General features: G+C 50.8%; 10 protein-coding genes. 4 read left to right on the forward strand and 6 right to left on the reverse strand.

Going from position 1 to position 13,339, the window contains the following annotated elements; all coding sequences use genetic code 11:
- Positions 1 to 2 precede the first annotated feature (2 nt).
- Together recO and KOO62_04300 are read left to right on the forward strand one after the other, a co-directional pair.
- Positions 3 to 794 (forward strand): DNA repair protein RecO, encoded by a 792-nt coding sequence (gene recO, locus KOO62_04295; GenBank protein MBU8933208.1) that lies wholly within the window; start codon positions 3 to 5, stop codon positions 792 to 794.
- 19 nt (positions 795 to 813) lie between these two features.
- Positions 814 to 2,154: a glycine--tRNA ligase gene (locus KOO62_04300; GenBank protein ID MBU8933209.1), complete on the forward strand. Its 1,341-nt coding sequence runs from the start codon at positions 814 to 816 to the stop codon at positions 2,152 to 2,154.
- Between the two features lie 102 nt (positions 2,155 to 2,256).
- Here KOO62_04300 and KOO62_04305 read toward each other — a convergent pair whose 3' ends face one another.
- The 6 genes from KOO62_04305 to KOO62_04330 all read right to left on the reverse strand — a co-directional run bounded on the left by KOO62_04305 (position 2,257) and on the right by KOO62_04330 (position 10,567).
- Positions 2,257 to 2,514 carry a hypothetical protein gene (locus KOO62_04305; protein ID MBU8933210.1) on the reverse strand — a complete coding sequence of 86 codons (258 nt, stop codon included), beginning with the start codon at positions 2,512 to 2,514 and terminating at the stop codon, positions 2,257 to 2,259.
- A gap of 186 nt (positions 2,515 to 2,700) precedes the next feature.
- Positions 2,701 to 4,836: a hypothetical protein gene (locus KOO62_04310; protein ID MBU8933211.1), complete on the reverse strand. Its 2,136-nt coding sequence runs from the start codon at positions 4,834 to 4,836 to the stop codon at positions 2,701 to 2,703.
- Complete coding sequence (gene selD / locus KOO62_04315; GenBank protein MBU8933212.1) at positions 4,826 to 5,854, reverse strand: selenide, water dikinase SelD; 1,029 nt, start codon at positions 5,852 to 5,854, stop codon at positions 4,826 to 4,828. The genes KOO62_04310 and selD overlap by 11 nt, the downstream gene beginning before the upstream one ends.
- Positions 5,855 to 6,069: 215 nt before the next feature.
- Positions 6,070 to 8,403: an AAA family ATPase gene (locus tag KOO62_04320; protein MBU8933213.1), complete on the reverse strand. Its 2,334-nt coding sequence runs from the start codon at positions 8,401 to 8,403 to the stop codon at positions 6,070 to 6,072.
- The gene (locus tag KOO62_04325; protein MBU8933214.1) at positions 8,396 to 8,599 is read right to left on the reverse strand and encodes a hypothetical protein; all 204 of its coding nucleotides are present in this window, start codon (positions 8,597 to 8,599) and stop codon (positions 8,396 to 8,398) included. Before KOO62_04325 ends, KOO62_04320 begins: the two co-directional genes overlap by 8 nt.
- Before the next feature lie 252 nt (positions 8,600 to 8,851).
- Positions 8,852 to 10,567, reverse strand: coding sequence for a dockerin type I repeat-containing protein (locus KOO62_04330; GenBank protein ID MBU8933215.1), 1,716 nt, complete (start codon positions 10,565 to 10,567; stop codon positions 8,852 to 8,854).
- Between the two features lie 276 nt (positions 10,568 to 10,843).
- Here KOO62_04330 and KOO62_04335 point away from each other — a divergent pair, with 276 nt between their 5' ends.
- Both KOO62_04335 and KOO62_04340 read left to right on the forward strand, forming a co-directional pair.
- Complete coding sequence (locus KOO62_04335; protein ID MBU8933216.1) at positions 10,844 to 12,976, forward strand: hypothetical protein; 2,133 nt, start codon at positions 10,844 to 10,846, stop codon at positions 12,974 to 12,976.
- Positions 12,977 to 13,001: 25 nt separating this feature from the next.
- Entirely contained in the window at positions 13,002 to 13,310 is a 309-nt protein-coding gene (locus KOO62_04340; GenBank protein ID MBU8933217.1) for an MGMT family protein, read from the forward strand.
- Positions 13,311 to 13,339 lie beyond the last annotated feature (29 nt).

Genomic DNA, 13,339 nt, shown 5'->3' on the forward strand with positions numbered 1-13,339 from the left:
GCATGGCTCTCAAAACCACAGAGGCGGTTGTTCTCAAGGCATTCAACTGGTCGGAATCTTCACGAACAGTCGTTTTATTTACGCGCGATAAGGGCCGCCTTGCTCTCACCGACAAGGGCGGTCGGCGGTTCAATTCACGTCGGGGGCGGCTTATTCCATTCTCAAGACTGGAAATCACCTACTACGATTCCCAGAAAGAATCCGCAGGATACATTTCCGACGTATCATTGGTGGAGTCGTTTTCCCTGGAAGGGGAGGGTGCCCTGGGACGGCTGGCTTATGCATCGGCGGCCTGTGAACTGGTGTTTCATCTACTTCCTGATGGCCAGGTGCAGACCGATCTGTATCGGTACTTTATTACCCTGTTGAGCTTGCTGGACAAGGTTGAACGACAGTCATTACCGGCTGTCTTTCTGACTTTCTTCATCCATCTCCTATCCTATCTGGGCTACCACCCCTCGTTGTCGAGTTGTCCGGGTTGTGGTCGGGATGCTGGGGAATTGACTGTTGACGGTAGTGTCTTTTTCTGTCCTGAACGGGGCGGGGGGATATGCAGCGCTTGCCAAAGGACCGGAGAACAGTATATTCCAATCCCAGAGCCTGGCTACAAACTGCTGGTGCAGTTGCAGCGGGCTCCATTAACACAGGCGGTTAGCCTGTCGATGGGATACGGAGAAACCACGTTGCTTTTGGAGGCGTTGATCAAGTTCGTCGGCTATCAGACCGACCTCAAGGCAAAACTTAAATCGTTGGAGTTTCTTGAGAAACTGAAAGACAGCAACAACACATCGTAAGAGAAAGACATAGCTGGTTATGGGCAACAAGAAGAAAAAAGACGACCTGATGGAGAAACTGGTCTCGCTTTGTAAGCGGCGGGGTTACATTTTCCCTTCATCGGAAATCTATGGCGGACTCACTTCCTGCTGGGATTATGGTCCTCTGGGAGCCGAACTGAAGCGCAATCTCAAGAATTTCTGGTGGAATTCCATGACCAACCGGCGGGACGATATCGAGGGGCTTGATGCCGCTATTTTGATGCACCCGCAGGTATGGCATACGTCCGGTCATGTCGCCGAATTTAATGATCCTATGGTTGACTGCAAAAAATGCAAAGCGCGCTTCAGGGCCGACAAACTCGAAGAAAGCGTTTGCCCCATGAAGCCGTCCAAATCTCCCCTGGAGTGTGGCGCGGAATTGACCGAGGTCAAGCAGTTCAACCTCATGTTCAAGACCTTCATGGGACCGGTGGAAGACAGCGCCAGCACTATCTACATGAGACCGGAGACTGCCCAGGGTATCTATGTCAATTTCCTGAATGTAAAGAACTCATCGCGGCAGAAAATACCGTTTGGTATCGCCCAGATTGGCAAAGCTTTCCGCAACGAGATCACCCCCGGCAATTTCATCTTCCGTACCCGTGAGTTTGAGCAGATGGAGATGCAGTATTTCGTCTATCCTGACGAGGACGAAAAGTGGTTTGAATACTGGCGCCAGCAGCGTTGGGCATTCTATCTCGAATTGGGCATCAACGAAGAAAAACTGCGCTGGCACGAACACGGCGAGAATGAACTAGCCCACTACGCCAAGGCAGCCTACGATGTTGAGTATCTTTTCCCCTTCGGTTGGCAGGAATTGGAAGGTGTTCATAATCGAACCGATTTTGATCTTACCCGCCATTCTGAAGCGACCGGCAAGGATATGCGTTACCGTGATGACCAACGGAACGAAAAATTCCTGCCGTACATCATTGAAACCTCGGCCGGATGTGACCGCACTCTATTGACCTTGCTCGTCGATGCTTATGACGAGGTTGAGATCAAGGGTGAGAAACGAGTTTTCCTGCGTCTATCACCGAGGGTTGCGCCGATCAAAGCGGCTGTGTTCCCGCTCGTTAAAAAAGACGGGATGCCGGAGTATGCTCAGAATGTGTACCAGGAACTCAAAAAACATTTCAAAGTTTTCTACGACGTCGCTGGCGCTATTGGTCGGCGGTATGCCCGGATGGACGAGGCTGGGTGTCCGTTCTGTGTGACGGTTGACGGCACGACGCTTGAGGATGATACGATGACGGTCCGTGACCGTGACAGCATGGAACAAAAGCGGATGAAAGTCGACGAGTTGGTGGCGTTCCTGAAGGAGAAGACAGCGATATAGGGAATTGTTCAGAAATACTCAACTCAGGTCATCCGACCTGGCAATGCCAGTGAGCAGAGTCGAAGGATGACATGTGTCGATAAGCAACTTCAGTATTTACCCCTACAGCTCCCAGGCGTATTGTTCTAGCACGCGGGCCATGTCGTCCTTGTCAGGAAACATACGAGCTTGTCCCTGACGTGGTTCTGAACGCAGGTCTTTGATAGTGCGCCCATTGACAATCAGGGTTAGTGATTTTACCGGCTTGACCGACTCAACAACCTTCGCCAGTATCCCTCGTTCGCGGATGTATTCTACAACAAAGTCACGTGCTTCGGTCTGGCGAGGATCATGCTTGGAATAAACTAATCCAACTTCCACAATTCCCTCCTAATACTTACTACTTATACAACGTTGCTGGTCATATAAAAGTTTTAATTTTCTTGCCCGGCAAGAATTCTGTTTTGCCGTGAAGCAGTCGAATGGAAAGTTCGCCATGCGAGGATTATTATGTCCGCACGAGAGAAGAGACGGAGTATTTGCTCAGACAGATGGAGTATGTGTGATTTAGGGGGTTGGGTTAGCCTCGCGCATCTGTTGTGCTGCGCGATCCCAAATATTGCGCGCATAAGCAGCACGATAAGGGTTGACTTCGACCGCCTTCGCAAAGAACCCCTGGGCGGTGTTCATCATCGCTTGATCTTTAGTCAGGTAGGCCAGTCTCTGTAACATCTGACCACACTGTAGCTGGACGAAGAAATTGGTCGGGAATCTCTGTCCGAGAGAGATCAGGACGCTGTGTCCATGTTGAAGTTGACCCGTCTGGAGTAGCAGCGATGCAAGTAGCAGTCCAGTCGAGTTTGATTCGGGGTGGAGTCGGTATGTCTGAGTAGCCAGAGCCATGGCACTGTCGAACTGCTGTGCTCTTACGTATGCGACGGCCCGCTCGTATGGACTGGGCTGGTATGCAAGTGCGTCCTGATTTTCAAACAGGTCGTTGATCCTGAACAATCCCACTTCGACATCCCGTATCCAGTAAGTAGTTTCCCTCTGAAGTCCTTGAAGTGCCGGGTAGTTTTTCACGGCTTCGGCGTAGTTAGACATATCAACCGCCAGATGCGTGATCGGATTATCGTCGAATAGTCGCTCGTCCACATTGGCTACACGGAAGAGGTGGATAAAAGAATGCAGATCGGTGTCAACTGTCAGCGTGGGGCCGTATGGCCCGGAGATGATGGCGTTAGGACCGACAATGGTAGCCAGATCGGCGTTGGCTTCAGAGATATTGTAATTTGTCTCAAGGAAATATGAGCGGTGAATGTGTATTCCATTGGCCACGACCGAGGTCGCCATTACTGTGGCAAGGGCTATCATCCAGGCTCGTTTGGAGATCCGATGACTGAGACCGGTGGTCAGCAGACGTCTGGCTAAAAACGCCAGTCCAATCGCGACGGGCAAGGTGGTCCAGGTGATCATGCTGATCGGCCTGGGGAACGTATCAAAAAACAGGCCGTTGCCCGTTAGATGTGCCAAGAATAGCCAGAAAGCACCTACCAGGAGAACAAGTTGCCAGCGTGCCACATTTGCTGTCCCTTCGACTCGCGCATTTCGCACGCAATCAAACATTGTGAAGCACAATACGATCATGGCCGGAATCACCAACACGGCATATCGAATCGGTGAGTAGTTAAGGGGTGATAAACCAATTACCGCCAGAGCGGTCCAGGAAATAGCCAACCACGTAACCGGTGTTAGTTTTGTTCTCTGGAGTCGGAATTGAACCGGGAGCACCATGCCGACCACCAGGAACAACAGCAAATCGGGCGTAAGGAAGAAGAGGTGGTTGCTGAATCCATACGTGACAAGCCTTTCCACGAATGCCCAGGGAGATTTCAAGCCATCGGGAAATCCGCGCAAGCCGTAAGTCTGTTCGCCAAAATAAGCACTGATTGCGGAGAATTCGGGACCATAAAGAGCTGTCAGCAGCAGTAGCGTAGCAGTGGCAAAACCTGCGGTTGTGGCAAGTATCAGTTTCCAACGATATGTCCCGCCGCTGAAGAAAATAGTCAGCATCAGGGCCGGGAGCATCATCGCTCCAAAAAGCTTGCCGGTTAGCATGGCGGCGGCAACTAATCCACCGGCTATCGCTGTCCCAACCATGTGCTTTCCCCACCAGGAGTATACCCAGAAGGCGGCCGCCAGCATGAACAGCATACCGTTCTCAAGGTATGATAACCGACCGTGCGTCAGCATGGTAACGTTCAGAACGTAGCAAAAAGCAATCGCGGCCGTGACCCAGGGTCGATGATGACGAGCTACGCCCAGCATCAGAAGTACAAGAGCACCCAGCGAAAGAAGCACTCCGACAATAGATGCGGTTGTTATCGATACACCGAACAGAGCGAACGTGCCCCAGGCAACCAGAGAGGTCAACGAATGCTGGTAGACCGCCCAGCGTGGATAGTCGAAAGGATCAAAATCACCAAACAGCACCTGGTTACGGGCATGAAAAGTATACTGGGCCGGATCGGTAGACAGAGACTGCCCAATCCCGGAATAGTACATAGGAGGATCGGCTGACAGGTTACTTTGCCAGGCTACGAATCCAGCCACCACGATAACCGCCGCCACAACGAAGAACAGCCACGCTCGGCGACTATTACTTTTAGTGTGTCGGTCGGTACGGGGGTGTCTATTCCACAATGACACTAATGTCAATTTGCGTCTCGACCTCACCAATCTTCTGGACGAAGATTTCTTTGTCTTTACACTCTTGCTCAAACTTCTGAACCCTATCCCTGGGAATTGAGATCAGCAGCCCACCAGATGTCTGCGGGTCAAACATTATGTGCTCAATATTACTGTCAGTGGACGAAGCAATCCGTATTCGTCCTTGCAAGAAATCACGATTAGCATTGGCCCCGCCGGGTATCATGCCGGCCTCGGCCAGACGGGTTGCCTCCGGCATAAGCGGCAACTGGTCGGAGATTAGACGGATGGTGACATTAGAAGCTGAAGCCACTTCAAAGGTATGGCCAAGCAGCCCGTAGCCGGTGATGTCGGTCGCGGAAGTAGCGCCGCATTTGACCATAACCGCTGAAGCGTTGGCGTTTAGCTGTGTCATCTGCCGCATCGCCAGTACAGCGAGGTTCTCATCGACGGCATTGCGTTTGATGCCCGTGCTAATCAGCCCAGTGCCGAGCGGTTTGGTCAGGTACAGGCTATCTCCGGGTCGAGCACCGGCGTTGGTGATGATCCGCCGAGGATCAACCACACCAGTCACAGCCAGACCGTACTTGATCTCCTTGTCCTGGATGGAGTGACCGCCGACTACGACCGCTCCCGCTTCTTCAACCTTGTTACTACCGCCTTGCAGCATCTCGGTCAGAACCGATGAAGGCATATTGCCACTTGGGAAGCCGACGATGTTCAAAGCGGTTATCGGACGACCACCCATAGCATAGATATCCGAGAGAGCGTTAGCGGCGGCTATCTGGCCAAACCGGTAAGGATCATCGACAATCGGAGGGAAGAAATCGACCGTTTGTACCAGGGCTAAATCATCGCTGAGTTGAAAGACACCAGCGTCATCAGCGTTATTGAATCCCACGAGTAGATTCGGGTGATTGCTGGACGGCAAATCAGCTAATGCTTCCGCCAAAACCTTTGGCGCGAGTTTAGAGGCTCAGCCAGCGCAGCTGACTTCGGCGGTTAGTTTGATAGTGGCTTCCCGTCGTCGGTCGTTCAAGGCTCAATATCCCCAGATAGTATCATGTTAGTACAACGGTGGTCCTTTAGAGCAATAGCTACCATGTGTTTCATTTATCCTTCCAACATTGGACCAAACAGCATGCGAACCACTGTATAGTAAAGGATACGACTTGCGAGGTGTGATGTCAAGGATGAGAGTGGGAATACGCGCCCTGCCTTGCACTACTAGATGCTCGTGGGGGTCATTCGCGCAGCCTGTTTGCGACAGGTGCAACGACGCGCGGTCCCCTCTTTGTTTATGACTCTGGCTAGCTGGCCACAATTGGGGCAGACCATCGCTTCAATCAGATCGGCAGTGGCCAATCCGAATTCGCGTATCTCATTATCTGGGATTTCCATGCCGTGTACACTGTAATGACAGCCAACTTGATTTCGAGCAAATGACACTTCCTCCAAACGGTCAAACGCCGCACCGGCACTGGTAGACTGGAAATCTTCTGTTTGGCCATCCCTGTTCCAGTTTTTGTTGATCTCGACTGACAGGTTCCGCTTCGTGAACAGCTTCCTGGAGGCGTCAACAAGTTCACCGAGAGTGTATAGATTGTCTTGTTTCCTTGGCACATGCATACCGTACAAAAGGGCGAGTTGATCTAGCAAGCATTCGAGCAGAACACCAGCCTTGGAGGCTGTCGCCTGCCTATTGAGAAAATCAGCCTTGGACATATCTCGAAGTTGTCTATGTTGGAGCGGCGAGTTTTGGACACAAATACCATTTCCTACTGTCCATCTGCCCAACTTTATTCGCTCAACACCTTGGGCGTTCTGATAACGGTCCCACCAAAGGCGAAAATGCGTCGCCACGAAGACCTGGAGGAAATTTGGTGCTTCGGCAATGAGCAGTCCCACGATTCTTCCAACATGCAGATTATCCACCGATGTGAAAACGTCGTCTATGAGTAGTATCGTCTCCTTAGGGTTCTTTCGTTTGGCCAGCGCGAGCCATACGCAAAAGCCCAGTGTGTCGAGGTGTGACTCGCTGAAAACAGTCTGCGGCAAGACATTGGTGTGGTCACCGAAGGACCCACTCTGCTCCACGGAACTCCGTTTCTTTTCGTCCATTCTTAGTTTGCTAAGCCCAATGTTCTCTCTCGGATGTAGTATCCCGAAGAGACGGTTGGCTTCAGATGTGATATCATCAAGAATGTTCTGAACAAATGCCACTCGCATATCGTGTATGATCTTGTGCGCCTGAGAAAGTCGTGAGCGAATGTGATTCAGGAAGTCTAATTTCTTGATAGATTCACAGAACCCGTCATATGGCTGTGTGATCAAGTTGTGCTGGTTGATGTCCCTACCGAGGTTCTCTTGCTTTGTCTTAAGCTGCGCCCTTACGGTTTCAAGTTTTTTTCCTACCGGTAGTAACAGAGAGCAGTCAACGGGCGTCTTCGACCAATCCGGCCAGGATATGTTGAGCGCCTTGATGTCTGGGAGGCTTGTTGATTCTGATGTCTGATGAAAATGCTGCATCGAATTGGTGAGTTCTTTGGCGGCTGTGTAAGCATTGGACAAAGCCGCATCGCTCTGTCTTGCAATCTCGGCCTTCTTATCTATGAGGGCCGTTAGCGCCTTCAATTCTTCAAGCTGCTTATCGACAATGAGGATTAGTTCGTCTCGGACGATTTTTCTCAGACATGTGGGGCATTTGTCCAGCTTCGTATCAGCGTCAATGTAGGCCTTGGCCTCACGGAGCGATTTAGCTAAAAGCACGGTCGTTGTTGTATTAGCGTCCGAAGCAGTCTTTATCGTGTGCTCCACGCTCTTCAATTTGAGACTCAGAGAATCGACTGACGATCTGTGCTTCATGTAGTTGTTGCAGTCTGCTATGGCAGAGTCCATCGCATCAATGACGCTCTCCAAGCCAGTTTGCTGACTTTGCAGGGCAGTAATTGATTCTTTTGCTTTTTCGCTTGCCCAGCCTAGAGCAGAGACAGACGGGCCGGGGCGTTCTTCACTCTCCCACAATTTCTCAAGCTCTTCGCCCTTGCTTTTTTGAGCGATCTCTAGCTTCTCTCTTTGCTTGTCTATCCCCTTTAGCTCGGACAGTAGATTGTTTTCTGACTGTTCAACTACTACAGTATCAATGAAGCTCTTGAGTTCTTTGTAACGCTCATTTGGTTGAGCAGTGACAAGGGATAGAATCTTCTTTCGCCTGAGTATTCGCACTGATGGTCTTTCATCTGGACCTGCTACTTCAACAGTGCTGCTATCCAAAGTTGCGCACCACGATTCACTGTCCGAATGAACCGTAGCCCGAAGCGTGCCCACCTTGGCTCCTAATGTCTTCAGATACTGAGCAGGCCCCCGCCCAACACTCATGTCCTCAAGACCGCCTGTACTGCCATTGCAGACGACGTCAATTGCATCCAAGATAGTGGACTTGCCCGAACCATTCTCACCAAACAGTAGTGTCAGATCTTTCGTCCGGTCGAACGCCAATTCAAAGGGTTCGCTCGCCCCGCGAAAATTACAGAGTTCTACCTTATCCAGCGGCTTAGACATCGCCCCTATCCCCATCTTTCTCATGCGCAGTGGCTTCTTTGATCCATCTTTGCCAATCGTCCCCGCTAATTCCGCTGGTCTTGAGTTTGGCTTCGAGATCGTTTCTTCTGTTCTCTTTGACGAGTCCGGATTTCACCAACTCCTTAGATATCTTTTCTGCCAGTAGTTCGTTTGGTGACTTTCCTTCTGCAGGCACTGCTTTCCCCTTCAAGGCTAAGGGTCAAAGAGCGGACAACGGCATTCCTTATTGGTTTTGGAGGGCGTATCCAAGAGGGCGCTTCGTCCTGTGCCAGTACCGCTTTTTGACCGTCGTTTTGATATTCGATGTATAATGTACGAGAACTCGTTGGGAGATCAAGAACAAAGTGCTCCAGAACCATCTATCCTAAGGCCATTAGCAACAAGATGAGGCTGATGAATTGGGTCAGTGCTCTCTAACAGCCAACTCCTAGGGTATACCTAGGAAGAGCATCTGCACGAGTCGCGTGAGGTCCGCCACATTAACCAAGTCGTCCAGATTGACATCACCTGCCTCATGGGAAGGAAGGCGGCCACCCAAAAATAGATGAGATGTGAGCAGGGTGAGATCGGCTATGGTTACTTTGCCATCAAGGTCCACATCACCTGATGTATGAGACACTAACACAAATGTTCCATTAAGGTCGAATTGCCGACCGTCGAGAAACGATCCGGAGATATCGAACGGTTGGTTGGATGTGTCATATAGCAAGCCATAGGAGAGCACAAAATCTCTGGCTGGAATGGATAACTGAATAACTTCACCGGTGAAGCTTGGGTAGGAAGGCAAGATTGTCACAGTGACCGAAAGAACCCCGCCATTTACCGATAGAGACCCAATATCAACATCGGCAACCGTATATCCATCAGCCGGATCGCCGAGATATATGTCAATGCTGTAGTCATCCACAGTGTGAGCCATAGCAGCGAAGATCGTATCCGGTTCGATTTTCTTCTGCAGAAGATAACCTGTGTAAGCAGTGTCCTTGATAATCGCTACATACGTTTGGTAGTTCATTGAAATGTCGTCGTAGTGCCAGTTAGTACCTACCTGCGCAACTGTTCCATCAATGTCAAGGTGACCAATATCCAGTGACGTCGAAGATGTACTCCACTGATCGTCAGTAACCTGATAGTCCTTGTGCCAGATTACGTTACCGAGGGCGTCGGTTTTGAGCACCATACCACTGAGCCAGTAATACTCATTCTGGCTGCCACCCAGATAGATGTGACCATCACTGCCAACATGGACTTCAAACAGGGTGCTATTGAAATAATCATAGACCTGAGTCCACACGGAGTCGCCTTGAGCATCCACTTTCATAGCCATACCGTTACTGAAGGGCAACTCGAAACCGAATGAACGAGCACCTGCCATAATAAACCCGCTATCAGATGTTACCGCCACACCATACGCCTTCATTGGATCACTTCCGAATGTCCGCAGCCAACGCTCAGTTCCGTCCGGTGCAACTCTTAGCACAAGCACCTGTTCTCCGCTTGATCCGGCGATGACGTAGTCACCCCCCGGGACCCATTTGACCGTACTTGCGATGTCCGCTCCCAAGCCCCCATAAGTGGTCGAGCGAACTGCTATGCCGTACTCGTTGACCAACACCAGGTAAACATCATAGTCTCCCGCACCGAATGAATTGGTTGATCCGCAGAGCAGAAAGTTGCCGTCGGAAAGGGGCAGGACCGACTGGAACACATCGTTTCCCTCTCCGCCAACCGTGCATGTCCACAGTGAATCACCGTTGTTGTCGAGCAGGAGTACGTAACCGTCCCGTTCATCAAAGGCATCGTCAGTGGCTCCGGCAATGACGAATCCGCCATCGGGTGTACACTGGATATCAAAGGATGATATCGGAGGATAGTTTCGTACGATGCCGTCGAAAGTGCGAGTCCATAAAGTATCACCAAGACTGTTCAGACGAATTACTATGAGCGCTACCTTAGAGTCAGGTTCCGAAACGCTGAACCCAGCTAGGACATACCCGCCATCCAGCGTGGTTCTGATGGTGTGTCCGTTGTCGCGGTAGTCACCGCCGTATGTTTGATCCCAGACTACTTCCTGGGCCGTGAGATGAGCTGTTGGGGAAAATACCAGGACAAGTGCAAGAAGCAGTGTTATTGCCGTCTTCATAGGTTATTCCTTCTGCGATGAGCAATCGTAAAATCACCCTCCCGGAGGACAATCTCCAGCAGGTATCTTATGGTGAACTAAACCGTCCTGAGTCAATATAAGGCGATATTGCCTTTTGTCAATGAGTCTGTGACATTACCGCTTATCTGCCGTTCTCGCCCTGTGCAATAGGACTGGCTTACCCCTTCACCAGGTACTATAATCCGAACAAATGGACAGGACGTTTCTGTTCCATGTGAGCGTTGACACATTTGGATTTCTTGAAGGGAGAATATCATGACCACTCGCTTTGTTTCGATAGTGTTTCTGATAGTAATTGGGGTGTTGGCATTGGCCGACAATGGAATCGCCGAAATATCGATCGTGCGTTTCGAGCAACACCAACTCCGCATCACAGTGGATGTTCCTGCTCAGACGGCTCAAATAACCGATGAAGGAACGTTCGAGATCGCTCAGGGTGGGAACCTGTTCTATCTTAACCGGACAGCCGTGATTGATTCATTCCTGGTTGATAATCTTCCCCTTGAATACACGGCTGTTGCTCTGACCGACACAGCCCAACTGCCTCAGGAAATCCGCGATTCCCTCCCCGGGTTTGATCTGGAAGGCGAACCGCAGTTAGTCCTGTTTCAGGCCGATCACAGTGGCTCGGTCTCGTTCCGAATTACATACCGGGCTGAGTTTGCCGATGATGTCGCCAACACACGTTTCTCGAACGAAAATGTCGGTCGCGAAGTGTCCGGTACCATTCTCGATCAAGGAGCGTATTTCAGCCCGTCATCATACTACTATCCACAGGGGGAGGAAAACGCCTTTCAGTGTGTGTTGACAGTCGATATTCCCTCCACCTGGGAATCGGTCAGTGACGGCAATCGCCTGGCCAATGAAACGACCGGAGACCGCAAGGTGCAAACCTGGGAAAACCCATTCCAATCTGACGGTGTAATGCTCATGGCTGCTCCGTATGTGACGCGCACGAAGTGGCTCGACAGCATTGAAGTCGCCTGCTATTTCTTTGAAGCGGACACCGGGCTGATTGATAATTATCTCAACGCCACTGTTGATTATATTGCAATGTATTCGGAACTGATCGGACCATATCCCTACAAGCGCTTCACAGTGGCGGAGAACTTTTTTCCTACCGGATACGGGATGCCCGCCTGGACGCTACTTGGTCAACAGGTAATCCGTCTACCGTTCATTATACGGACTTCGCTGGGGCACGAGGTATTACACAACTGGTGGGGTAACAGTGTATACGTTGACTACGAGCGAGGGAATTGGTGCGAAGCGGCTACCGTCTATGGTGCCGACTATCGTTACAAGCTGCTTCAATCACCCGCCGCCGCGCGTGGCTATCGCAAGGATATTCTCAAACAATACGTGAGCTATGTCGATGAACAAAACGACTTCCCCATCCGGGAGTTCACTTCCCGTACCAGTCCCGGCACCCGCACTATTGGTTACAACAAGGCGATGATGGTCTTCCACATGATTGAGGAGTCAATTGGCACCGACGCTTTCTTTGATGCCTGGAAGCGAGTGTATGCGGATTACAAAGGGAAATATATATCATGGGAAGAGTGGCTTGACACATACGAGAAAACCAGTGGCGTCGATCTTTCCTACGTTATTCCGCAGTGGATCGACCGGACGGGTGCGCCGGTTATCGACATAGAGATCGATAAAAGTGCGTCCGACGTTGACGGCCAGACGAGAACAGTCTCATTTTCGCTGTTTGAGAACAGTGGGCAGGAGTATCGTTTGAAGATACCATTGCGGTTCGAAAGTGACGGCACGACGATAGATACTTTCGTAGTATTGAATTCACCCGAGTCAACCTATGTGATGACGGTGCCGGCCGACGTAACTACATTGGCGGTTGATCCTGAGAGTAATCTTTTCCGTAAGCTGTATTCCGATGAGATCGAGCCGATTGTTTCTTCCATCCTGGGCGGTTCGCAGAAACGGTTTATCTCCTTTGAGTCCGAATCTCATTCTCTCCATGAACCGTTTGGATCTTTCGGTGAGAACCTTGTGGGCGACACGGTGATTGTTCTAAGCTCAGATGTCCTACACGAGAACGGACCAGACGATGTCCCGATCATTCTTAATCCTCCGGAACTACCATTGTATTTTGGAAAGAGAGTTCGCTATGCAGGTGACTCAGTGATAATTGAGGGCACATCGTATCCGAGAGAAGGCCATACTTTTGTGCTCTCCGGCCAGGACTGGCAGGATATCGGAAAGTACCTTGTGATCGTAACCGACGATGGGGAATCACTCCCGCGGCTGGGGCAGCTGGTCCCTCACTATGGAAAATACTCGTTTCTGGTGTTCAACGGAGCGCGCAATGTTGGCAAAGGGAATTGGACAGTAGAGAAATCCCCATTGAGGAAAGAGCTTTGAAGAATTGACATGAAGCATTAATCTAATGACAAGCTCGTTCCACCAAAAGGCTATTGCGGCCATACTGAAAATCCCGCTCGGCAAAGTTGCCACCTATGGCCAGATCGCATTGCTGGCCGGAAGTTCACGCGGAGCACGTCAAGTAGTACGGGTGTTGCATTCGTCATCGAAAAAAGCGAGCCTTCCCTGGTATCGGGTGGTTAACCGTGAGGGTCGTATTTCGCTCGGACGGGGGCAGGGCTACGAACTCCAGAAAGCACTTCTTGTGGACGAGGGGGTAGAATTCCGCCTCAACGGTTCCATTGATCTGAACGAATACCAGTGGACGCCATAGTCCTGACGATCAACCAAACTTCGACCAAT

The organism is Candidatus Zixiibacteriota bacterium (genome assembly GCA_019038695.1).
Classification (GTDB): Bacteria; Zixibacteria; MSB-5A5; order GN15; family FEB-12; genus B120-G9.